The sequence below is a fragment of the Roseateles sp. GW821-FHT09G09 genome, from assembly GCF_059415965.1.
On the sequence record NZ_JBWKOG010000003.1, the window covers coordinates 626254 to 649644 of the forward strand.

Genomic DNA, 23391 nt, shown 5'->3' on the forward strand with positions numbered 1-23391 from the left:
GGGGGCGGATCGCCGGAATCCCGCGACGAAATGCAGGCCGCCGGGATGGGCCGCGCGTCGACTTTCCCCAGTATCCATCGGGTCAAAAGTCACGCATGACTTCCGCCGGCGCGTCAGGTGACGATGGCGTGACAAGACCTGACCCCGGATGTGAGGCACCCGGTCCATGACTTCCGCGCGCCCGTCCCGAAAGGCAGGGTCCCGGAAGACAGGGTCCCGGAAGACAGCGTGCCCAATGGCACGGGGCCTGCCGCGCCTCACGGCGGGCAGGCCCCGGAGGCCGCGGCGAGGTTTTGCCGCGGCGGGTTCAGCGCGTCACCAGACCTTGATCGGGTCCGCGGCGACCATCGCATCGCCCGCCTTGCAGTTGAAGGCCTTGGCGAACTCCGGCATGTTGGACATCGGCGCCAGCACGCGGTACTTGCCCGGCGAATGCGGATCGGTGCGCAGCTGGTTCAGCAGCGCCGCCTCGCGCGACTTGTTGCGCCAGACCATGGCGTTGGACAGGAAGAAGCGCTGCTCCGGGGTGAAGCCGTCGATCTTGTCGGTCTTCCCCGTGCGGCGCAGTGCGTTCTGCAGCGCGTCGAAGGCGATCGGCATGCCGGCCATGTCGGAGATGTTCTCGCCCAGCGTCAGCCGCCCGTTGATGGGCGTGCCCTTGACCGGCTCGTAGCTCTCGTAGAGCGCCACGACGCGGTCGGCGCGCGCCTTGTAGTTCTCGGCGTCGGAGGCGGTCCACCAGTCGTGGAGGCTGCCGATGCTGTCGAACTGCCGGCCGCGGTCGTCGAAGTGGTGGACGATCTCGTGCCCGATCACCATGCCGATGCCGCCGTAGTTGACGGCGTCGTCGGCCTTCGCGTCGAAGAAGGGCGGCTGCAGGATGCCGGCCGGGAAGGTGATCTCGTTGAGGCCGCCGGCCTGCGCGTTCACGATGTAGGGCGACATCGTCCAGCGCGTGCGGTCGCTCGGGCGGTCCAGGTCCTTGATCTGCTCGCCGTGGAACCAGGCCGCGGCGCGCAGCTGGTTGCCGGCGAAGTCCTTCGGATCGAGCGTCATGCCCTCGTACTTCGGCCAGGTCTGGGGCGCGCCGATCTTGGGCTGCATGGCCTCGAGCTTCTCCAGCGCCTTGACCTTGGTCTCCGGATTCATCCAGGCCAGGTTCTGGATGCGCGTCTTCATCGCGGCCTTGACGTCGCCGATCAGCAGCGTCGCGCGGCGTTGCGCCTCCGGCGAGAAAGCCTTGGAGACGAACAGCTCGCCCAGCGCCAGCCCCAGCGGGCTGCCGCCGGTGCGTCCGCCGATCAGCTGGATGACTTCCTCGTTGCGGGGCATCGGCTGCTCGAGCCCGGAAATGGTCGCGCCGCGGTAGTCGAAGTCGGCTTCCGCGAAGGCCTTGGGCAGTCGGGCGGCGCTGTTCTCCAGCACCCGCATCCGCAGGTAGGTCTGCCAGGTGACGAGCGGGACCTTCTCGGCCATCTGCGCGACACGCGCCAGGAACTCCGGCTGCGCGACGATCAGCCGCTCGACGCCGCCGGGGCGGGTGTCGCTGCGCGTCAGCGCCTTCAGATAGACGTCCCAGGCCAGCCCCGGCGCCTTGTCGGCGAGCTCGGGCGAGGTCATCGGGTTGTAGACCTTGAGCGGATCGCGCAGCTGCGCGCGCGGCGTCGTCGCGTCGGCGAGCTGGGACTCGAAGGCCATCAGCGCGTCGATCGTCGCCGCCGTCGCGTCGAAGCCCGCCGACGAGAGCAGCCGCTGCGCATACAGCCGGTAGGCGGTGCGCAGCTTCTTGGCGATGTCGGTGTCCTTGAAGTAGTCGTCCCGGTCCGGCAGCCCCAGCCCCGCCTGGCCCAGCGTCAGCACGTTCACGCGGGTGTTCTTGACGTCGGCGCGCACGAAGGCGCCCACCGGCGCGGCGATGCCCACGCGGCCCAGCTGCGCCAGCGCGGCGGGCAGGTCCTGCGCCGACTTCATGGCCGCGACGCGGTCCAGCAGCGGCTTGACCGGCTTCAGGCCCTGCGCCTCGATGGCCGCCTGGTCCATCCCGCTGGCGTAATAGGCCGCGACCTGCTTCAGGCCGGGCGACTTCTGCAGCGCCGGCTTGGCCAGCAGTTCCGCCAGCGCGTCGCTCAGCAGCCGGTCGTTGGCCACGCGCAGCGCGTCGAAGCTGCCGATGCGGGTCCGGTCGGCCGGCAACTCCGTGCGCGCGACCCACGGGCCGTTCACGTAGTCATAGAAGTCGGCGCAGGGCTGGACGTCCGGAGAGAAGCTCGCGACGTCCAGCGCGCGGGCCGGCGCGGCGGCCAGGGCGAGGGTGGACAGGGCTGCGGCGGCGATCAGGCGTAGTGGAAACATGGTTATTTGTCACCGATGTGTGGCGAAAACGACAAGTTTCGCAGGCTAAACGAGCCCCTCTTCCCCCGCCATCCGCGCCGTCCCGCGCATGGCTTCCGGCACCCCGGGCACGCCGTTCGCGCGGGGGCGCAAAGCGCGCGCAAACCTTACGAATCAGCGCGTTAGCCGTAAGGAAAGGGCGATTGACGGATCAATCGGTGCGTTTTGACACAAAAAGGTTATAGGGGTATTCCTTCCTGTTAACTGTTTCAGGTGGGGCGGTTGGCGTCCGACTGTCTTCCTACACTGTGTCGCACGCCAATCGGATAGGCCGGTCGGCGTGCCCTGCCAGGGGTGCCAACGCGCCAGGGTTCGGGGCTTTGCAGGCGCCGGTGAACCCGGCGTCGATCGAGAAACTCTGGAGATGACAAGCATGTTGCGATTGAACAAGCTCAGCCTCGCGCTGGCTGTGGGTCTCGTCACGATGGGCGCCGCCCAGGCGGGCGTGTCGTCGGTGGACATCGACAAGGCCCCCCGGCAGCTGAGCGAACAGACCGATCGTCTGATCGTGAAATACAAGGACGGCAGCACGGTCGTGCAAGGGCGCCTGGGCGCCGCGGTCCAGGCGCAATCGGTGGCGAGCGACGCCATCGGCGCCCGGACCGAACGCCTGCAGCAACTGGCCGCCCCGCTGGGCGCGCGCCTGTCGCTGGTGCGCCAGATGGGCACCGGCGCCCACGTGTTCCGGCTGGACCGCCGGATGAACCTGCAGGAACTGCGCGAGCTGGGCGACCGGATCAAGGCGCAGGACGCCAACGTCGAGTACGTCGAGCCCGACCGCAAGATGCACGCGCTGTTCGTGCCGAACGACAGCAGCTACGGCTCGCAATGGGACCTGTCCGAGACCGCCGGCGGCATCCGCGCGCCGCAGGCCTGGGACCAGGCGACCGGCACCGGCGTGGTGGTGGCGGTCATCGACACCGGCTACCGGCCGCATGCGGACCTGTCGGGCCAGATCGTCGCGGGCTACGACATGATCGTGGACACCACGGTCTCGGTGGACGGCAACGGCCGTGACAACGACCCGAGCGACCCCGGCGACTACAACGCCGCCAACGAATGCCAGGCCGGCGATCCGGCTTCCACCTCGAGCTGGCACGGCACGCACGTGGCCGGCACGATCGCGGCCAAGACCAACAACGGACTGGGCGTGGCGGGCATCGCCTTCAACGCCAAGGTCCAGCCGATCCGCGTGCTGGGCAAGTGCGGCGGCTACACCTCCGACATCGCCGACGGCATGACCTGGGCCTCGGGCGGCAGCGTGTCCGGCCTGCCGGCCAACACCACGCCGGCCAAGGTGCTGAACCTGTCGCTGGGCGGCGGCGGCGCCTGCGACACCACGACGCAGACGGCGATCAACGGCGCCCGCTCGCGCGGCGCCAGCATCATCGTGGCGGCGGGCAACGAGAACCAGAACGCGTCCAACTCCAGCCCGGCGAACTGCTCGGGCGTGGTCGTGGTCGCGGCGACCGACCGCAACGGCGCGCGGGCCTACTACTCGAACTACGGTTCGATCGTGACCCTGGCGGCGCCGGGCGGCGACGTGCGCTCCAGCGCCAGCAACGGCATCCTGTCGACGCTGAACGCCGGCACCAGCACGCCGGGCGCCGACAGCTACGCGTACTACCAGGGCACGTCGATGGCCACGCCGCACGTGGCGGGCGTCGCGGCGCTGATGTACAGCGCCAAGCCGACGGCCACGCCGGACGAGATCACGGCCGCGCTCAAGAGCAGCGCCCGGGCCTTCCCCGGCACCTGCAGCCAGTGCGGCTCGGGCATCCTGGACGCCAACGCCGCGGTCACCGCGATCAAGGGCGGCGGCGGTGGCGGAAGCACGATCGCCGAAGTCGAGCCGAACAACAGCCGCACCGCGCCGCAGACCATCAGCGCGCCGGTCAAGGTGACGGGCAGCCTGTCGACGTCCGACACCAACGACTACTTCAAGATCACGCTGCCCGCGGGCAAGACGCTCAGCGCCACCTTGACGCCGGCCGCTGGCAAGGACTTCGACCTGTACCTGCAGAACAGCAGCGGCACGCAGCTCAAGGCCAGCGAAAACGGCGCCGGCGCCGTCGACAGCTTCACGTACACGAACAGCGGATCGTCCGCGGTCGTCGTGTATGTGCGGGCGCTCTACTACTCGGGCACCAGCGGGACGTACTCGCTCAACCTGAGCTGGTAATGCGCTCGCCAGGACTTGCCACTCTCCTCGTTTGGTAAGCCGGGTGCCTCGGGCCCGAACGGGGCTCCCGTTGAATCCCGCCAGTGAAAGCTGGCGGGATTTTTTTTACCCATCGGGCGCGTGAAGGTGGCCGGGGCGTTGTCGCTGGAACCTTGACGGGGTGTCATCCGACTCGGGCTTCTTTGGTTTTCAAAGGAGTCATCATGTCCGTGTACCGATCGCGAATGACCGGCCCGATCTCCGTGCTTCTGGCGATCATGGCGCTGGCGATCGAGGCTCATCCTGGCGATGCAACGCCGGCCGGCGCGTCTGCCGCCCCTGCGTCGGCGACGCGCGTGGAGGGTCTGATAGTCCGCTATCGCGACGCCTCACGGCGGGTCATGGTTCGGGGTCACGAAGTCCGCGTTGCCGCGCCCGTCGAGCCCGCCGTGATGGAGACGCGCCGGCAGTGGCTGGCGAGCCGCTTGGACCTGCCGATGGACACCTTGAAGATCGTCAGGCAGTTGCCCACGGGGGGGCATCTGTTCGCCTTGGCGCGACCGGTCGACGGGGAGTTGCTCGACGGGCGACTGTCCCGATTGAAGGAAGAGGATCCCTTCATCGAGGACGTGGCGCCGGACGATGCCATGCCGCCGTCCGTTGTCACGCGCAGCCAGCTGAAGGGAGAGCCCATGTTCGCGGATCAATGGAATCTGCGGGCCATTGGGCTGCCGCAAGCCCTGGCACGCGCGGATGGCCGGGGTGTCGTGATCGCCGTGCTCGATTCCGGCCGGCTGGATCATCCGGACCTGGACGGGCAGTGGCTTCCCGGGTGGGACTTCATCGACGATCCCTTGGAAGCCGGCGACGGGGACGGATGGGATGCCGATCCGACGGATGTGCCCCAGATACCGGGCCAGTCCCATGACCCTGATCCCTGGCACGGACTTCAAGTGACTGGCGTCCTGGCTGCGAAACTCGACGGCCGCGGCATGATGGGGGTGGCGCCCGGGGCCCGTGTGTTGCCGCTTCGGGTGACCAGTGGCGGCGGCGCCCACCTGTCGGCTGTCATCAGCGCGCTGTATTGGGCTGTGGGGGGCGACGTGCCCGACGTGCCGGTGAATGCGTCGCCGGCCCGGGTGATCAACATGTCGTTCGGAGGCGACCGCCCCTGCGCCAGCGAGCGGCAACTGGCCATCGACTTTGCGCGAGCGCATGGCGCCGTCGTGGTCGCTGCCGCCGGCAACGACGGCGCGCACGCCAGGCGGCTCCTGTCTCCTGCCAATTGTCGTGGTGTCGTGTCCGTGGCGAACGCCAATCGAAGTCGCACCCTGGCAAAGAGCTCGAGCCGTGTCGAAGGGATCACCTTGACGGCGCCAGGAGGAGGTCAGTCCGATCCCGGATACGGCGACATCCTCACGACGTCGAATCGGGGGATCCGACGCATCCGGAAGCCGACGTACGCGAGGGTGAGCGGCACCAGCACGGCGGCCCCGCACGTGGCGGGCGTTGCCGCCCTCATGCTGGCGCTGAGACCGGCGGCCACGCCGGATCAGATCGAACGCGCGTTGCGTGCCAGCGCGACGCCCATGCCGGGGTGCAGCGCCTGCGGGGCGGGTCTGTTGAATGCGCCGCGTGCGCTCGACGAGATCCAGAACATCGTGGATGCCGGGACGAACGCGCCACCTTGAGGCACGCCTTCAGCGCCGCGCCGCTACACTGCGCCGTTGTCGTCCCTGTGCGCCTTGTGGCGCGCCCTCCATGGCAGGCCTGGATTCCTCTTCTCCGCTCCCCACCGACATCGTCGTGCACCAGCAATCCAAGGTGTTGGAGCTCGCTTTCACCGACGGGGCGCGTTTCCGCATCCCGTTCGAGCTGATGCGCGTGCGCAGCCCGTCGGCGGAGGTGCAGGGCCACGGCCCCGGCCAGGAGACGCTGCAGACCGGCAAGCGCGACGTGACCATCGTGGCCGTCGAGCAGGTCGGCCACTACGCGCTGAAGCCGACCTTCTCCGACGGTCACGAGAGCGGCCTTTTCACCTGGGCTTATCTGTACGAGCTGGGCCGCGATCAGGATGCGCTGATGCGCGACTACGAAGAGAAGCTGGCCGCCGCGGGCCTGGACCGCGATGCGCCGATGGCGACGAAGGGCGCAGGTGGACATTCGCACGGCGGCGGCAGCTGCAGCAGCCATTGACCCGTCGCCCTCGCACGGCCATCGCCCACGACGCTCCCCCATTCAGCAGGATCCCCCCATGAGTTCCACCCACTTCGGCTTCGAATCCGTCGACGAAACCGCCAAGGCCAAGCGCGTGCGCGGCGTGTTCGATTCGGTCGCGTCGCGCTACGACGTGATGAACGACCTGATGTCGATGGGGATGCATCGCGCCTGGAAGCTGTACACGCTGGCCGTCGCCAACCTGAAGCCGGGCGACCGGGTGCTGGACATCGCCGGCGGCACCGGCGACATGGCGCGGCTGTTCGCGAAGAAGGTCGGCGAGCGCGGCATGGTCGTGCACACCGACATCAACGAGGCCATGCTGCGCACCGGCCGCGAGCGTCTGATCGACGAGGGCATGGTCCTGCCGACCAACCTCTGCGACGCCGAGGCGCTGCCCTACAAGGACGGCTCCTTCGACCTGGTCTGCGTGGCCTTCGGCCTGCGCAACATGACGCACAAGGACCAGGCCCTGGCCGAGATGAACCGCGTGCTGCGCCCGGGCGGCCGGCTGCTGGTGCTGGAGTTCTCGCAGGTCGCGGCGCCGCTGCGCAAGCCCTACGACTGGTATTCCTTCAAGGTCCTGCCGCGCATCGGCTCGCTGATCGCCGGCGACGCCGACAGCTACCGCTACCTGGCGGAATCGATCCGCATGCATCCGCCTCAGGCCGAACTCAAGGCCATGATGAAGACGGCGGGCTTTGGCCACGTGGACGTGCACAACCTGACCGGCGGCGTCGTGGCCCTGCACGCGGGCATCAAGTGCTGAGATCCGCTGTCGCCTGAGGGCGGCGCAGGAAGGAACAGGGCCCTGAACGGGGCCCTGTCTCATTGGGGAACGGACATCGGTCGCGAATCAGCTCGGCATGCGCGCGGCATGCGGACGGCATCAACGCGGCATCAATGCGGCATCAGCACGCCATCTGCGTGCAAAGGCATCAGCAAGGCGCCTTCCATTCCCGGAGTTCGGTGGCGAGGATCGGATGGCCGTCCTGTTCGGCGCGGCGGGCGAGCTCGTCGACGTTCCGGTCGGTGACGAACTCATGGCCGACGCCCTTCACGAGCTGGCCGTAGACGCTGTCGAGGTCGTCGCCGTCGACATCGGTGTCGGAGGTCGGGAACGGCGGCACGTCGGCCGGCAATTCGGGGCGGAGTTGGTGCGTCGAACGGGAAGGGGACTGGGCCATCGGAGTGCTCCTTGAGTCGATGAGTCGAAGGGAGGTCGTACGGAATGGCGAGACCGCCGTCATTTCGGACGGACGGCCTGGCGATTGGAACGGGGCAGATTTCCCTCCCGCAACTGCTTGACCGCGTCGCCGACCAGGTCGGCCACCAGGCGAACCTCGTCCTGCAGGGCCTCGTCGCGGTCGAGCGCCTCGTGGCTGTTGAAGTAGGGCTCGAAGTAGCCGATGTAGCGGTCGAGCCGGGAGAGGTGGCCCGCATCGACCAGCCCCATCCAGTCCAGCCAGTCGCCGAGGTTGCGACGCTGCGCCTCCACGCCGGCCACGTCGCCGTGCACGACCAGGCCGTAGGCGCGGCCTTCGAGGTGCTTCGGATAGTCCCAGCCCTTCTCTTCGATGGCCTTGGCCTCGGCAGCCTTCTTGCCGTGGGTCGAGGTCGGATCCGGGTTGCCGCCGTCCGCGCAGACCAGGCGGTCGATCATGAGCTTCAACGCGCTCGGCGACTGGTACCAGTAGGTCGGGGTGAGCAGGATCACGCCATGCGCGGAGACCCATCGCTCGTAGATCTCGTTCATCCAGTCGCTGGACTGGTCGAGCGCGTGGTTCGGATAGCAGCTGCAGGGCCAGTGGCAGAGCGGCATCGCCGTCGACACGCAGCCCTTGCAGGGATGGATCTGGCGGCCGTATTCCGAGGTGATCAGGCTCAGGTCGAGCACGTCGATGATCACGTCGTGGCGACTGAGTTGCTCCTTGGCGATCTGCGTCAGACGCCAGGTCTTGGACATCTCGCCCGGACAGGTGCCGTCGTTGCGGTCGCTGCCGCAGACGAGCAGCACGCGCGACCGGGTCGCCGGATCGCTCCAGCGCTGCTGGGCGAGCTGGAGGCGCTGATGCGCCTCGAGCCACTCGACCGAGGTCTCGTAGGTCGGATCCTTGAAGCCGTTGCCCGCGGGGCGTGTCACCGGCGACTTGCGGCCCTCCTTCATCGCCTCGAAGGCGATCGTCTCCAGGCGCGCGATGGCCTCGTGCTCGGCCCGGTAGGCCGGGTCCTGGAAGCGACGCATGAAGCGCTCGTGGAATTGCTCGCGGGTCAGCTCCGCTGGCTGCTGGCCCTTGCGGATCACGGTCATCGGCGGCCCCTCGGGTGGCGGTGGGGGCAGTATTGGGGACGCGTTCGACCTGCGCCGTCGGACGGCGGAGGGTTGTCGACGGGATGTCGTCCTACGCGCCGGACAGGGCGGCCCCAAGGCGGCCTCACGGCGGCCACAAGGCAGCGACAAGGCCGCTACAAGGCAGCTACAAGGCAGCTACAAGGCAGCTCAACAAGGCGCCCTCAAGGCGCCCGCGACCGCGGGCTCCCGTCCTTCGTCAGTGCGACGGCTTGCGGCGACGCGCCGTGACGCCGAGCGCGCCCAGGCCCAGCGCTGCCAGCAGCGCGGAGCTCGGCTCCGGCACCGCGGACACCGCCAGGTTCAGCGACGCGTTGAGCGGCTGGACGTCGCTCCACAGGTAGCTGAGTCCGAGGTTCCGGTTGCCGGCGTCGGTGATCAGGCCGATCTGTGCGAGGCCGCCTTGCAGCGCGTCGAAGTGCAGCGTGCCGAGCAGCAGCGAGGTCTGACCGTTGTTGGCGACGCCGGGGAAGCTCGATCCGCCGAAGGTGCCGGCGCCCAGCCACGGGCTGTCGTCGTCCCAGCCGGCGGCGGCGGTGAAGCTGCCGAAGGCGAGCTTCGTCGTGTCGTAGCTCAGGCGGAAGCCGAAGGACAGCAGTTCCTCGTCGGTGGGCAGGCCGCCGAACGGGTCGACGAGGCTGATGAGCAGGTCCACGCCTTCGCCGACCTGGGCCGGACCGGCGGCGGTGAGCGAGACCGTGGCGGCATGGGCCGCTGGGGCGGCCAGCGAGGAGAGCGCCAGCGCGGCGGCGGCGAGCAGGGTCTTGACGTTCATGGGGGTTCTCACAGGGTGCTGAAGAGCTGGTACCAGACGCGGTAGTCCGCTTGCGTGATGCACTTGTCGCCGTCCATGTCGGCCAGCGGCTCGAAGCGCGCATCGCTGGCGCAACTGCCGATGGCGTTGCGCAGCGTGTCGCGGTCGGCGGCGGTGACGGCGCCGTCGGCGTTCACGTCGCCGTTCTTGCGGATGCGGACCGGCAGACGCGGCGCGGCTTCGCCGTAGCCGTCGTTCAGGAACAGGCCGAAGAAATAGTCGCCTTCCGGCTGTCCCGCGAGCGGGAACACCTGTGATCCCGACGGGCTCGCCACGTAGTTCCACTTCAGCGAGCCGGGCCCGCCGGGCGTCATGCCGACGCGGTAGAGGCCGATCCAGTTCGTCGTGCTCGTGGGCAGGCCGGTCCAGGTCAGCGACACGCCGCCGCCGATGCGCACGCGGTCGACGTCGGCCTTGAACGTGGCCGTCGGCGTGCTGGGCGGCAGCACCGGCGGCGCGTTCCAGGCGACCTGCGCGAGGCCGTTGAGCACCGGATCGGTGAAGTCGAGGCCCGCGCCTTCGACGTGGCCGGCCAGGCGGCGCTGGAAGGCGTTGTCGCCGTCGACGGTGACGATCAGGTCGTACCAGCCGTAGCTCGATGTGAGCGCGCGGACGTGGTCGCGGCTCGATCCTGCCGGCACGTCGATCGTGACGACGGTCTTGTCGCCGTAGGCGTTGTCGACGATGCGGAAGCGCATCGCCTGCGTGCTCGCGTTGCGCAGCGTCAGCGTGACGCTCGCGGTCGCGGGCTGTTCCTTCAGGCTGGTCGCGGCCAGGCGGCCGATGCCGTCGAAGCTCATGCGGAACTCGCGCAGGAAGCCGTTGTCGCCGTGCACGGCGAGCTGCAACGGCGCGCCGCTCCAGTTCCAGACTTCCTGGTCGATGCGCTTGCCCGGTTCGACGGTGTAGTGCCAGGGGCCGTCGGTGCGCAGCGTCGAGTAGACGATGAACGCGGCCGTGACGCTGCCTTCGTTGGCGAAGCTCAGCGCGAACTGGCGCGCGTTGGTCGCGGCGATGCCCTCGACCGTCGAGCGGTAGGGCAGCGGCGCCGCGCGGCGCGGGATGCCGCTGGCGGCCTTCTCCTGGCGCGGCAGGCTCTGGTTGGTCGGCGGCAGCGCGTCCTTCGTGCCCCAGCCCTTGAAGTAGACGGCGTTCGCCGGCACCGAGGACGGGAACTCGGCGCCGCCGGACTTGAAGTCGAAGGCGCGGGTCATGTCGCCGCAGACTGCACGGCGCCACGGCGAGATGCCGTTGCATTGCACGGCGCTGCGCGGGTGGCCGAGGGCGACGAGCCATTCCTCGGTGAAGCGGATCAGCGAGGTGTGGTCGAACAGCTGCGAGCAGACGCGGCCGCCCTTGCTCCACGGCGAGATGACCATCGTCGGCACGCGCGGGCCGAGGCCGATCGGCTGGCCGTTGGCGATCTCGCCCTGCGTGGCGTTGGACATCGTCGTGCGGCCGCGGTCGGTGTTCAGCGGCGCCATCACCGACGGCATGTGGTCGAAGAAGCCGTCGTTCTCGTCGTAGGTCAGGATCAGCGCGGTCCTGGACCAGACCTCGGGCGACTGCACCAGCGCCTGCAGCAGGCGCGCGGTGAAGTGCTCACCGGCGTTGGGCGTGTCGTCGGGGTGCTCGCAATACTCGGTCGGCGCGCAGATGTAGGACACGCGCGGCAGGTTGCCGCTGCGGACGTCGGCGGCGAACTGGTCGATCAGCCACTGGCCGGTCGTGCCCGGCGCGTTCGCCTGCGTCGACCCCGCGGCCAGCGCGCGACCCTTGCGGTACAGCGGCGAGGCGCTGGTCAACTTCTGACCGTTGGCGTCGGTGCGGAAGTTCCTGAAGTACTGCAGGTAGTTGTCGCCGTAGTTGTCCCACTCCTGGTAGACCTTCCAGCTCACGCCGGCGGACTCGAGGGTCTCGGCGTAGGTCAGCCACTCGTTGCCCTTCGCGGCGGGGTTGTCGTTGGCGATGTCGCCGTTGTAGGTGCCGTTGGTGACGTTGTAGAGCTTCGAGTCCGAGATGCCGGTCACGACCGCGTTGCTGTGGCCGGTGAGGGCGTAGAAGCGGTTGGGATCGGTCGGTCCGAAGATCGAGCAGTGGTACGCGTCGCAGACGGTGAACGCGTCGGCGAGGGCGTAATAGAACGGCAGGTCGCTGCGGTCGAAGTAGCCCATGGTGCGGGGCGACTTCTTGGGCACCCAGACGTTCCAGTCTTTCCAGGTGGTCTCGGTGCCCTTCCAGCTGTGGTCCAGGCCGACGCGCAGCGCGTTGGTGTTGCGGATGTCGAAGTGGTAGGGCAGGACCTGCGAGCCGAGGGCCGTGCCGGGCTGCATCCAGACCGGCTGGCCGGAGGGCAGGGCGATGGGCCGCGGGTCGCTGTAGCCGCGCACGCCGGCGAGCGTGCCGAAGTAGTGGTCGAAGGAGCGGTTCTCCTGCATCAGGATGACCACGTGCTCGACGTCGGCGAGCGTGCCGGTGGCGTTGTTGGCGGGGGTGGCGAGCGCCTGGCGGAGGGTCTGCGCGAAGGAGTGGCTGCTGGCCATGCCGGCGACCGCGGCCGTCAGGAAGGACCGGCGGGATGTCGTGCTCATGAAGCTTCACCTGGGAGGTCGTGAAGCGCGTGATTTTTTTCGCGGAGGAAGTCAGCAGCGTGAAGGGACGACGTAGCGCCCGGCGTGGGCGCCACAATCGGTGCGAGCAGCGGAGGAGAGGTCTTTTTGGCCGGGCGGTGTCACGACGTGACCCCTGCGGTCCCGCTGGTCGATACCGTCCCGCGGCAACGCGGGCGACGTCGGCCGTCCCGCCCACACTGCGCGGCGTTGCTTTTCAACGAGTGAAGAAATGAAGCGTGTCATCTGGACGCTGATCCTCGGTGCGATAGCGCTGGGAGTGATGCACTGGAGTCAGAAGCACGGCGACGTCGTGCCGAACTGGGCCTACCTGATCATCCTTTCGCCGGTCATCTGGATGACCCTGGCCGAGGACGACGGTGACGAGTTCGGCGGCCCCTTGGGCGGCGCGCTCCGCGGCATGGCGCTGATCGTCCTGCTGATCGGCAGCGTCGGGGCGCTCGTCGTCGGGCTGGTGGGACTGGGGCTGCGCAATGCGCACGGCTGGGAGGCGCTGCTGGTGTACGCGCTGCCGGCCGGCATCGCGGGCCTGGGGTTCTGCGTGCTCAGCCTGATGCGGGCGAGGGAGTAGGTGGCGACGACGCCGTACCACCGGGAGCGCGGCTAGCCGTCGACTTCGGACGACCTACTTGGCAGGTTCGTCATCCATGGGATCTTGAGGTGCGTCTGCGGCATGGCTGCCTGCGGCACCGAGCCCCAGTCCGGCACCGAGTCCTCCTGCGCCCGCAGCGCCGCCACCGCCGCCACCGCCGCCGGCACCACCTCCGCCACGTGAGCCGCCTTCACGCCCACCGGCGCCACCGCCCTTGCCGCCTCCGCTGCCCGCAGGTCTCAGCGGGCCTTGCTTCGGAATCACGACGGACGTCGGGATCGGATCGAGCTCCAGCACCTCGCGGATGAAGTTGCGCAGCGAGGCGACGAGCGCCGCCGTCTCCACCGGCTTGCCCGTGACCATGTCCTGTGCCGCCTGCGCGGCGAGTCGCACCTGCTCATCGGTGCCGAGCAGGATGATGTCGGACAGTGCCGCCTCGACGGCGTCGCGCATGCGGCGTGCGCGATCGGATGCGCCGATCGCCATCGTGCCGGGCTCGGCGAGCTGGCGCAGCTCCCGCAGATGGCGCGGGTCCACGGCGAGCGTGCCGGTGAACGATCCGCCCAGCGTCTTGTACGCGGCGATCAGCGTCTTCAGCCGCTCATTGATCTGACGGTTGGCGCGCTCGCGTCGCTGCTGCACCGACTGCATCACGAGCAGCCGCACGCCGACGGCGATCAACGACACGATGACGAGCCCGATCAGCGTCGAGAGCATCGTCTGCCAGGAAGTGAAGTCGAGGGCGCCGCGCATGGTGGATCTCCGGGGGAAACGGCCGATGGGCAAGACCAGGGCCCAGATCCGCAACTTTCGTCGAAACCGGCGGTTCCCGCCGATGCAGACCTCTTCATCGCTGCAGTAGGTCAGCGGTGATACTCGCCGCCATGAAACATGTTGTCCGCCGTCTGTTTCCCTGGTGCGCGCTCGTGCTGTGCGCGTGCTCGTCCACGATGGAACGGTCCGAATCCTTCCAACGACCTGTCGCGACACTGCAGTCCCCCTGCGTGATGCCCGTGGAGCCGCCTGCGGTGCTCAGGATCGCGGTGCTGAACGCGGACGCCCGATCTGCGGGTCGCGTGGTCATCTCGCACGCGCGGATCTCGGAATTCATGAGGAACCAGGTCGAGCGCCTCGCGCCTGCCGTCGTGGCGCGCATGCAGGCCAGGGGCGTCAAGGCCACACTGTGTGAAAGCAGCGCCACGACGGGCGTCCGGCTGCAGCTGGTCGCTGCCAGCGACCTGGCCCTGGACTATTCCGGCGCCGGGCAACTCCGTCTTCAGTGGTCGGCCACCTTGGACAGGCGCGAGCTGAGTCTGATGACGCGGGAGGCGGTCCTCTGGAAGGGCGTCCTGAATGCGACCGGCACGCCCGAGGGCAATGCCGACGACGAAGCAGTGGCGACGATGGCGGAGCGGATCGCGCTGGAGCTGGAACGACTGGGTTGGCTGCCGTCGGTCAAGCGCTGACCCGGTTCGCGAAGAACGGATCTGGCCGCCGCTCAGCGCGCAGGCTTTGCCTCGTCGGCGTCCGCGTCCTCGCCCCCGCTCTCGTCCTCCAGTCGATAGGCACCGGCCTCGAACTCAGCGAGTGCGCGATGGGCGGCCGCGACTTCCGATGCCGGAACCAGCACACGCACGCCGCCGAGCGCCGGCGACAGCAGCGAGTAGTTCCGCACCATGTGTTCATCCGCGAGGTGCGGCGTGAGGTGGACGGCTTCCAGCACGCCCTTCAGCAGGTGGGCCTCGGTCGGCGAGTCCAGCGTCGCGACGCAGACGAAGTCATCGGATGTCGGGTCGTTGTGCGCTGGCATGGGTCCTCCGGTGCGGCCAAGCATAAGGCGTCCGCCACGGAGGCCGGCACGTCGGGACCTTCAGTCAAGCCGTGACCGCCGTCTTCGGTGCGGCCGCCGCCGGCGCATACCGCGTCACATATTGCTGATGCCCCGGCATCTGGGCGACGATCTTGTCGATCCGCGACGAGATCCCGCCGAGGAACCCGGCGAGCTCCCGGTCTCCCATCAGGTCCGCCGACGGATGGTGCTGCTCCGGCACCAGCCCCTGGCCGAGCAGCACCTGCACCCACGAGTTCTCGGTGAACAGCTCGTTGGGCACGCGGAACACGCGCCCCGCCTCGCGGAACAGGTCCAGCCGGTGCTGCAGCGACGCCGGCACCGGCATCTCGCGCATGGCCTGCCACATCGGCGAGTCCTTGCGCTGCTGCAGGTGGTAATGCAGCACGATGAAGTCGCGGATGTGCTCCAGCTCGTGGCGCATCTGCGCGTTGTACTCGTCGATGTCGGATTGCCGGATCCCGTCCTTCGGGAACATCTGCAGCAGCCGGATCGCCGTGCGCTGGATCAGGTGGATGCTGGTCGATTCCAGCGGCTCCAGGAAGCCGCTCGACAAGCCCGCGCCGACGCAGTTGCGCTTCCACACCACCTCGCGCTGACCCGGCTTGAAGCGGATCACCCGATGCGGCGTCAGCACCTCGCCGGCGATGTTGCCGAGCAGCGCGGCGCGCGCCGTCTCGTCGTCGGTGTAGCGGCTGCTGAAGACCACGCCGTTGCCGACGCGGTGCTGCAGCGGAATCTGCCACTGCCAGCCCCACGGATGCGCGATCGCGCGCGTGTACGGGACCGCGTCGCGCACCGACGCCGTCTGCAGCGCGATCGCGCTGTCGCAGGGCAGCCAGTGCGACCAGTCCTCATAACCGACGCCCAGCGCCTGCCCCAACAGCACCGAACGCATTCCCGTGCAGTCGACGAAGAGATCGCCGTCGATCTCCGCGCCGTCCTGCAGCTTCAGCGCGCGGATGTCGCCGTCGGCGTGCATCAGCACTTCGGCGATCTTGCCTTCCGTGCGCGTCACGCCGTGGCCCTCGCTGAACCTGCGCAGGAACTGGCCGTACAAGGTCGCGTCCAGGTGGTACGCGTAGTTGATGCCGCCGTCGGGCAGGTGCGCGAACTTGTTCTCCTTCGCCGCGCGCAGCTCCAGGCAGTAGTCGCCGTGGTCCGTCGCCAGGCCGCGCTCGCGGCCCTTCAGCCAGAAGTGCTGGAAGCCCGCCGTCCAGTGGTCGACGCCGGTGCTCCCGAATGCATGGATGTAGCTCGTGTCCAGGTCGCGCCAGTGCTCGAACTGGATGCCCAGCTTGATCGTGGCCTGCGTCGCCGCCATGAACTCGCGCTCGTCCAGACCGAGCAGTTCGTGGAAGGTCAGCATCGTCGGGATGGTCGCCTCGCCGACACCCACCGTGCCGATCTCGTCGGACTCCACCAGCCGGATGTCCAGCTGCTTGCCGAGGTGCTTGGAGATGCAGGCCGCCATCATCCAGCCGGCCGTCCCGCCGCCGGCGATGACGACGCGCTTCACCGGGCGGCGCGGGGGGGTCGGCTCTTGCGAGGTGAAGGTCATGGCGTTTCCTCCATGGGGGTCGGGATGTTCAGCGTTGCTTGAGCCGCTGAATCAGATGTCCGCGCAGGTGGCCCGCGCCTTCCGCCGTCAGCGGAGCGAGCGCATGCCGCGCATGCGCGGGGATGTGGGCCGCCGTCTCGGCGTCCGCGTTGAACACGTAGTGGTCGAAGATCCCGCGCCACGCCGCGCGCTGCGGCGCGGGCAGGTCGCGCATCGACAGCAGCGCCTGCATCAGCGCGAACAGCGGCGGATCCATGTGCGCCGGCGACTGGCGCCACCAGTAGTTGATCAGCACGTTGAACGCGTCCAGCGCCTCGACCTGGTGCCACCACATGCTCGGGATGTAGAGCGCGTCGCCGGGGCCGAGCTCGGCGACCTGCGCCTGTTCGAGCGCCTGCGCGAAACGCGGGAAACGCTCGAGGTCGGGATGCCTCAGGTCGACCAGGCTCACCGGCTGTCCCGCCGGCGTGAAGTCGATCGGCCCGACGTAGAGATTGGCGAGCTGCTCCGGCGGGAACAGCGTGAAGCGCCGATGGCCGGCCGCGACGCAGGCGATGTTGTCCGGCAGGTCGTAGTGCGGCGCGATGCGGCTGCGATTGCCGAGCCACACGCTGGCCAGCGCGTCCTGCGCCGTGCCCTCGCCGGTCGCCAGCGGCGACAGGTCCAGGTCGTTCGCGGCGCGGAAACCCGGCAGGCAGGTGTCCACCGTCGTCGAGCCGACGTAGTAGCAGGGCGGACGGTCGACCTCGGCGAGCTTGAGCAGCTCCTCCATCAGCGCCGGCAGCGGCGCGTCGGCACGACCGAAGTTCATACCGGTGAAATCGTCGTTGTAGAAGAGGCGGCCGTCGATCTCCGGCGGCCCCGTCATGATCGCCACCGGCGCCCCGCGCCAGCAGTCGCGCAGGTAGTCGACCGCCGCGCGGTCGGAGCGGCGCGCCTCGCGCACCATCGGCCAATGCGACACGAGGCCGCGCAACACCACCGGTTGCGCGGCCTCGAGCAGGTCGGAGGGAAGCCGACCCGGCACCAGGTCGTGGATTTCGCGGATCGGCTTCATGCGGGCAGGGGCCCTCGCGGGCTCAAAACTTGTAGCGGAGTCCCAGCATATAGCGGCGACCCGTCTGCGTGACCGAGTACACCTCCTCCGTCGTCCGACCGTGCTGGCGCAGGATCGAATCGCCGACGTTGATGACTTCGGCCTGCATGCTCAGCTTCTCGCTGAAGTTGTAGCCCAGGCTGATGTCCACCTGCGAGTACGGCTCCGTGAAGATCGGCGCCGAGCGGCCCAGCTGGTTGCCGTCGTTGACCGCGGCCAGGAACTTGTCGCGCCAGTTGTAGGCCACGCGCACGCTGAACTTCGCGTCCTCGTAGAAGCCCACCAGGTTGGCGGAGTCGCTCAGGCCCACCAGCGCGTACTGCTGCGCGAAGCTCGCGTTGTCGTACTTCAGTCCCGACTTCACCTTCGTGTAGTTGGCCGCGACGCCGAAGCCCGTGTTCCAGAACGCGTGCTGCACGTTCAGCTCGAAGCCCTTCAGGCTGTTGGACTGCGTGTTGGCCGGCACCGTGATCTGGAAGTTGGCCACCGGATCGCCCGGCTGGCCCACGATGGTCCCCAGCGCATGCCCGTTGCTGTCGCCGGTCTTGGTCACGCCCGGCTGGCCGTTGTAGCGGTTGAGGATGTAGTCGCGGATGCAGGTGATGTCGCTGCCGCAGGCGCCGGTCGTCGAGGCCTCGTTGTAGTACGCGCCGCCGATCGGCGTGTGCAGGTTGAACGGGGTCGCGTTCTCCAGCGTCGAGCCGATGTAGTTGCTGATGTTCTTGCGGAACACGCCCGCCGCCACGTAGCTCGACCGGGCGTAGTAGTACTCGAGCGAGAAGTCGATGTTCTTGGACTTCAGCGGCTTGAGCCCCGGGTTGCCCTGCGAGCCGGTGCCGCCGCTCAGGCGCGCCAGGTCGTTCAAAGTCTGTCCGCCCTGGATCGCGTCCCAGCCCGGACGGCCGATGGTGGTGCCATAGCTGGCGCGCAGCTTGAGCTTGTCGGTCAGGTCGGCCTGGTAGTCGATGTTGGGCAGCCAGTAGCTGTACTTGCCGTCCAGCGTCGTGAAGCCCGGGTCGCCCTTGAGCACCGTCAGCTCATTGTTGGAGCCCCAGGTGATGCCCGTGGCGATCGGCACCAGCGCGCTGGAGGTGACCTTGGTCTTCTCGTAGCGCATGCCGACCGTGGCGCTCATGGGCACGCCCAGTTCCCACTCGCGGGTGTACTCGGCGTAGGCGCTGCTGGACTTCTCCGTCGTGCGGCGGTCCGTCGAGAAGACGTTGGACGCCAGGTACTTGGACGGGTCGCTCCAGGACTTGGCCGCCAGGTCGCGGATGGTGCCGAAGTCGAAGGTGTAGAACTGCGTGAACAGGCGCGGGTCGCCGACGCCGCCGATCTTGCCGAAGAAGTCGCGCAGGTCCTGCGGGATCCACACGTTGTCCGGGTAGTTGGCCGGACCGTTGGCCACGCCGCCCCAGTTGTCCAGCTGGACGTTGGAGTAGGCCGAGCGGTTCTTGGCCTTCGTCAGGCCGACGCCGAAGTCCAGCTTCGACTCGTCGCTGATGTCCCAGCTGCCGCGGATCTGCTGCTGGTCGACTTCCGCCTTCATGTAGCTGTTGCGGAAGGACGAGCCCGTCACCTGCTGCAGCGCCGCGTTGCGCGTCGTCGTCGGCATCATCAGGATCGGCAGGTCCTGGCTGAAGTCGACGCCGGTCTGGCCGCGGTTGAAGCTGGCCGTGCCGATCACGTTGTTGCTGCCCCAGGGGCTGTCGGCGCCCGACTTGGCGGTGGACTTGTGCGCGTCGAACTCGAAGCGCAGCTTGTCGGTCGCCTTCCAGTCGAGGTTGAAGCCCAGCGACTTGTTGTCGTTCTTCGTGGCGAAGTCCGCGCCGCCCATCGACAGGTCGGCGTCGCCGTTGGCGAGCAACTCGGTGTAGTTCAGCGGCGCGGAGATCGGGCCGCTGGTCCATGCGCTCGACGACGGGCCGAAGCTGAACCAGGCCGACAGGTCGTTGCGGCGCGTGTGCACCTTGTTCTGCGAGGCGGTGTAGTCCAGCGTCGTCGTCAGCGACTTGCTCGGCGCGAACTGGAAGGTCACCTGCCCGTTCGTGCGCTCACGGCGGACGCCGTTCATGTTGTAGTTCAGGTTCTGCGGCAGCGAGTAGACGTCGCTGGCGCCGGGACGGTTGGTGATCCGTTCCGACCCTGGCTGGCCCGGCAGCGGGATCGCGCCGTTGCCCGTCTCGTCGCCCTTGAACGGCAGCCAGCCGTTGGGCACGCCGGCGCTGTTGTAGCCGGCGTCGCGCTTCTGGTAGCTGCCCGACACCGACACGCCGAACATGCCTTCGCCGAAGGTCGTGCTGTAGATGCCCGACACCTCGGGCGTCACGCTGTCGCCCTTGATGTTGTCCGGCAGGCGCGAGTTGCCGCCGTCGTGCACGGCCTTCACGCCGATGCTGGCGATGGTCTTCTTCGTGTCCAGCGGACGCGCGGTCTTGATGTTGATCGTCGCGCCGATGCCGCCGGTCGGGGCGCTGGCGCGGCTGGTCTTGTAGACCTCCAGCGCGGCGATCGATTCGGTGGCCAGGTTGGCGAAGTCGAAGGCGCGCGAGTTCGACGGGCCCGTGTCCGCCAGCGTCGAGGCCGGCATCTGGCGGCCGTTCAGCAGCACCAGGTTGAAGTCGGGGCCGACGCCGCGCACGGTGACCTTGGAACCTTCGCCCATCGAGCGGTCGATCGACACGCCCGAGATGCGCTGCATCGATTCGGCCAGGTTGGTATCGGGGAACTTGCCGATGTCCTCGGCCACGATGCCGTCGACCACGCCGCGCTGCTGGCGCTTGAGGTTCAGCGAGGTGTCCAGCGACTGCCGGATGCCGGTGACGACGACGGTGTCGATCGTGGCGTCGGCCTTGCGTTGCGCCTCGGAGGCCGCCGATTCCGGTGCGGCCGGCGCAGCCGGCGCCTGCTGCGCATGCGCGGCAGCGGCGAAGAACAACAGGGCGCAGGCGGCCGCCACGGGCTGGCGCTGCGGTCCGCGGACCTGCCGCAGTCGGGTGGGGTGGACGTGCTTCATCTTGTCTCCTTGTTATCTCTCAGTCTTGACCATGACCCCCAAGCAATGGCGGGCCCGATTGTCTGCCGGGCAAGCTGGATCCGTGTATTCGGCGGTAACTTTGAAAGCGCTTTCAGAATTTATCCGCTTCAGCCACGGGACCTCTACTGACTTTCCCTAGCGAGGGGTTTCGCGCCACACGGGCGCGGGGGTACTGCGGGATGCCGGGTGCGCCGCGGCTCAGGCCGCGACGGGGACGGCGTTGCGCGGCTCGAGGGCTCGCGCCTCGGCGTCGAAAGCCAGTGCGTGGTCGGCGGTGGCGATCAGGCGGACGGTGTCGCCGTCGTGGAGCGACGCCGCGCCCGCGGGGAGCTTGGCGGTGAGCAGGTCGGCGATGCCGTCGACGCGCAGGTGCAGGATGGAGGTGTCGCCCAGGTGTTCCGCGAGCACGACGGTCGCCGGCACGGCGCCCTCGTCATGCGCTGTCCCCAGAAGCAGGTGCTCGGGCCGCAGGCCGAGGCGGTTCGCCGCGGGACGCGCCGCGCCGCCGAGCGCGTCCCACAGGCGGCGGGCCGCGCCGGGTGCATTGGCCGTCGGACGCGCGATGAAGTTGATCTTCGGCGCGCCGAGGAAGCTCGCGACGAACTCGTTGGCCGGATGGCGGTAGAGGTCCATCGGCGCGCCGAGCTGCTCGATGCGGCCCTTGTTGAACACGGCGATGCGGTCGCCCATCGTCATCGCCTCGACCTGGTCGTGGGTGACGTAGATCATGGTCGTGCCGAGCTGCTGGTGCAGCCGCGTCAACTCGATGCGCATGTCCACGCGCAGCGCGGCGTCCAGGTTGGACAGCGGCTCGTCGAACAGGAAGACCTTGGGCTTGCGCACGATGGCGCGGCCGATGGCCACGCGCTGGCGCTGGCCGCCGGACAACTGCTTGGGCGTGCGCTGCAGCAGGTCGGTGATGCGCAGGATCTCGGCGGTGCGGCGCACCTGCTCGTCGCGTTCGGACCGGCCGATGCCGGCCATCTTCAGCGCGAAGCCCATGTTCTCCGCCACCGTCATGTGCGGGTAGAGCGCGTAGCTCTGGAACACCATCGCCGCGCCGCGGTCGGCGGGGCGCAGCGCGTTGGCGCGGTTGCCGTCGATCAGCAGGTCGCCGTCGGAGATCTCCTCCAGGCCCGCGATCATGCGCAGCGTCGTGCTCTTGCCGCAGCCCGACGGGCCGACGAAGACCATGAACTCGCCGTCCCGGACGTCGAGGTCGATGCCCTGGATCACCTCGTGATCGCCGTAGCGCTTGCGGATGCCGCGCAGCGTGACTTGTCCCATGACGGTCTCCCGATCAGCCCTGTCGCGCGGCCTGCCGCTGCGAACCCTGTTGCAACACGAAGTCCCGGTACGCGAGCGCGCTGTCTTTCGGCGTGCGCTGCTGCGTCGCGTAGTCGACGTGCACGATGCCGAAGCGCTTCGCGTAGCCGGACGCCCATTCGAAGTTGTCCAGCAGGCTCCACACCATGTAGCCGCCCATCGGCACGCCCTGCGCGATCGCGTCGCCGACGGCGGCGATGTGCGTGTCGAGGTAGCGCGTGCGGTCGGCGTCATGCACCTGGCCGTCGGCGCCGACCGGATCGGGGAAGGCGCCGCCGTTCTCGGTCACGTACAGGCGCTTAGCGCCGGGGTAGTCGCGCTTGATCGACACCAGCAGGTCGGTCAGGCCTTGCGGATAGACCTCCCAGCCCATGTCGGTCAGCTCCAGCCCGCTGGTCTTGTTGTCGACCGGACCGGCCGCGCTGATCATGCCGCGCGAGTAGTAGTTGATGCCCACGAAGTCGATGGGCACCTGGATCCTGGCCATGTCGCCGGCCTCGACGTAGGGCGCGTCATGGCCGAGGTGGTCCAGCACGTCCTGCGGATAACGGCCCTCGAAGATCGGGTCCATGTACCAGCGGCGCAGCTTGCCATCCTCCAGTCGCGCCGCGGTGCGGTCGGCGTCGGAGTCCGTGGCCGGGTACATCGGCGCCATGTTCAGCACGATGCCGAGCGAGGCCTTCAACTGGAGCGCGCGCATCGCGGTGACCGCCAGGCCGTGGCTCAGCAGCAGGTGGTGCGAGACCTGGGCGGCGATCTTGCGGTCCTTGATGCCGGGTGCGAAGACGCCGGATTCATGGCCGAGCTGCGCGACCACCCAGGGCTCGTTGTGCGTGGCGATGGAGACGACCTTGTCGCCCAGGCGCTTCGCGATGCCGACGGCGTACTCGACGAAACGTTCGGTCGTCACGCGGTTCCCCCAGCCGCCGATGTCCTGCAGCGCCTGCGGCAGGTCCCAGTGGTTCAGCGTCAGGTAGGGCTTCATGCCGCGCGCGAGCAGGCCGTCGACCAGCTTGTCGTAGAACGCCAGGCCGGCCTCGTTCCAGTCGCCTTGTCCCGTGGGCATCACGCGCGGCCAGGACACCGAGAAGCGGTAGGCGTCGACGCCCAGGCCCTTGATCAGGTCGAGGTCCTCTTCCCAGCGCTGGTAGTGCTCGCAGGCGACGTCGCCGTTGCTGGCGTCGGCGATCACGCCGGGCTGGCGGCAGAAGGTGTCCCAGATCGAGGGGCCCTTGCCGTCGGCGTCGTGCGCGCCTTCGATCTGGAAGGCGCTCGTGGCGACGCCCCAGACGAAGTCGGCGGGAAAGTCCTTGGCGGCGGCCGTCGGCAGCGTGGAGGAGGCAGGCGTTGAAGATGACATCGAGGGT

General features: G+C 68.6%; 18 protein-coding genes. 6 read left to right on the forward strand and 12 right to left on the reverse strand.

Features of this window, described 5'->3' with window-relative positions; genetic code table 11:
* Window positions 1-315: 315 nt before the first annotated feature.
* Entirely contained in the window at window positions 316-2352 is a 2037-nt protein-coding gene (locus AC07O8_RS11315) for a M13 family metallopeptidase (RefSeq protein WP_495048095.1), read from the reverse strand.
* 412 nt (window positions 2353-2764) lie between these two features.
* Between AC07O8_RS11315 and AC07O8_RS11320 the strand changes: the two genes are divergently transcribed.
* From AC07O8_RS11320 to ubiE, 4 genes are all read left to right on the forward strand, one after another.
* A complete protein-coding gene (locus tag AC07O8_RS11320) occupies window positions 2765-4573 on the forward strand; it encodes a S8 family peptidase (RefSeq protein WP_495048096.1) in 1809 nt (602 codons plus the stop codon).
* Window positions 4574-4776: 203 nt separating this feature from the next.
* Complete coding sequence (locus AC07O8_RS11325) at window positions 4777-6243, forward strand: S8 family serine peptidase (RefSeq protein WP_495048097.1); 1467 nt, start codon at window positions 4777-4779, stop codon at window positions 6241-6243.
* A 70-nt stretch (window positions 6244-6313) separates the two neighbouring features.
* Window positions 6314-6748 (forward strand): gamma-butyrobetaine hydroxylase family protein, encoded by a 435-nt coding sequence (locus tag AC07O8_RS11330; RefSeq protein WP_495048098.1) that lies wholly within the window; start codon window positions 6314-6316, stop codon window positions 6746-6748.
* 58 nt (window positions 6749-6806) lie between these two features.
* Window positions 6807-7538, forward strand: a complete 732-nt coding sequence (gene ubiE, locus AC07O8_RS11335) for a bifunctional demethylmenaquinone methyltransferase/2-methoxy-6-polyprenyl-1,4-benzoquinol methylase UbiE (RefSeq protein WP_495048099.1) — start codon at window positions 6807-6809, stop codon at window positions 7536-7538.
* A 169-nt stretch (window positions 7539-7707) separates the two neighbouring features.
* Here the strand turns inward: ubiE and AC07O8_RS11340 are convergent, their stop codons facing one another.
* The 4 genes from AC07O8_RS11340 to AC07O8_RS11355 all read right to left on the reverse strand — a co-directional run bounded on the left by AC07O8_RS11340 (window position 7708) and on the right by AC07O8_RS11355 (window position 12524).
* The gene (locus tag AC07O8_RS11340; RefSeq protein WP_495048100.1) at window positions 7708-7956 is read right to left on the reverse strand and encodes a hypothetical protein; all 249 of its coding nucleotides are present in this window, start codon (window positions 7954-7956) and stop codon (window positions 7708-7710) included.
* Between the two features lie 59 nt (window positions 7957-8015).
* The gene (locus AC07O8_RS11345) at window positions 8016-9080 is read right to left on the reverse strand and encodes a flavodoxin family protein (RefSeq protein WP_495048101.1); all 1065 of its coding nucleotides are present in this window, start codon (window positions 9078-9080) and stop codon (window positions 8016-8018) included.
* 238 nt (window positions 9081-9318) lie between these two features.
* A complete protein-coding gene (locus tag AC07O8_RS11350; RefSeq protein WP_495048102.1) occupies window positions 9319-9894 on the reverse strand; it encodes a PEP-CTERM sorting domain-containing protein in 576 nt (191 codons plus the stop codon).
* A gap of 8 nt (window positions 9895-9902) precedes the next feature.
* Window positions 9903-12524 (reverse strand): phosphocholine-specific phospholipase C, encoded by a 2622-nt coding sequence (locus AC07O8_RS11355; RefSeq protein WP_495048103.1) that lies wholly within the window; start codon window positions 12522-12524, stop codon window positions 9903-9905.
* 250 nt (window positions 12525-12774) lie between these two features.
* Here AC07O8_RS11355 and AC07O8_RS11360 point away from each other — a divergent pair, with 250 nt between their 5' ends.
* Window positions 12775-13134, forward strand: a complete 360-nt coding sequence (locus AC07O8_RS11360) for a hypothetical protein (RefSeq protein WP_495048104.1) — start codon at window positions 12775-12777, stop codon at window positions 13132-13134.
* A gap of 54 nt (window positions 13135-13188) precedes the next feature.
* Here AC07O8_RS11360 and AC07O8_RS11365 read toward each other — a convergent pair whose 3' ends face one another.
* Window positions 13189-13908, reverse strand: coding sequence for a hypothetical protein (locus AC07O8_RS11365; protein WP_495048105.1), 720 nt, complete (start codon window positions 13906-13908; stop codon window positions 13189-13191).
* 251 nt (window positions 13909-14159) lie between these two features.
* On the opposite strand from AC07O8_RS11365, the gene AC07O8_RS11370 reads away from it, so the two are divergent.
* The gene (locus AC07O8_RS11370) at window positions 14160-14621 is read left to right on the forward strand and encodes a hypothetical protein (RefSeq protein WP_495048106.1); all 462 of its coding nucleotides are present in this window, start codon (window positions 14160-14162) and stop codon (window positions 14619-14621) included.
* Between the two features lie 32 nt (window positions 14622-14653).
* On the opposite strand, the gene AC07O8_RS11375 is transcribed toward AC07O8_RS11370, so the two are convergent.
* The 6 genes from AC07O8_RS11375 to AC07O8_RS11400 all read right to left on the reverse strand — a co-directional run bounded on the left by AC07O8_RS11375 (window position 14654) and on the right by AC07O8_RS11400 (window position 23384).
* The gene (locus AC07O8_RS11375) at window positions 14654-14965 is read right to left on the reverse strand and encodes a putative signal transducing protein (protein WP_495048107.1); all 312 of its coding nucleotides are present in this window, start codon (window positions 14963-14965) and stop codon (window positions 14654-14656) included.
* 64 nt (window positions 14966-15029) lie between these two features.
* The gene (locus tag AC07O8_RS11380) at window positions 15030-16565 is read right to left on the reverse strand and encodes a tryptophan halogenase family protein (protein ID WP_495048108.1); all 1536 of its coding nucleotides are present in this window, start codon (window positions 16563-16565) and stop codon (window positions 15030-15032) included.
* Between the two features lie 28 nt (window positions 16566-16593).
* Complete coding sequence (locus AC07O8_RS11385; protein ID WP_495048109.1) at window positions 16594-17622, reverse strand: cupin-like domain-containing protein; 1029 nt, start codon at window positions 17620-17622, stop codon at window positions 16594-16596.
* Window positions 17623-17644: 22 nt separating this feature from the next.
* On the reverse strand, window positions 17645-20677 hold the full coding sequence (locus tag AC07O8_RS11390; protein WP_495048110.1) for a TonB-dependent receptor: 3033 nt from the start codon (window positions 20675-20677) through the stop codon (window positions 17645-17647).
* Window positions 20678-20896: 219 nt separating this feature from the next.
* Complete coding sequence (locus AC07O8_RS11395; protein WP_495048111.1) at window positions 20897-21985, reverse strand: ABC transporter ATP-binding protein; 1089 nt, start codon at window positions 21983-21985, stop codon at window positions 20897-20899.
* A gap of 13 nt (window positions 21986-21998) precedes the next feature.
* Window positions 21999-23384 carry a GH1 family beta-glucosidase gene (locus tag AC07O8_RS11400; protein WP_495048112.1) on the reverse strand — a complete coding sequence of 462 codons (1386 nt, stop codon included), beginning with the start codon at window positions 23382-23384 and terminating at the stop codon, window positions 21999-22001.
* Window positions 23385-23391 lie beyond the last annotated feature (7 nt).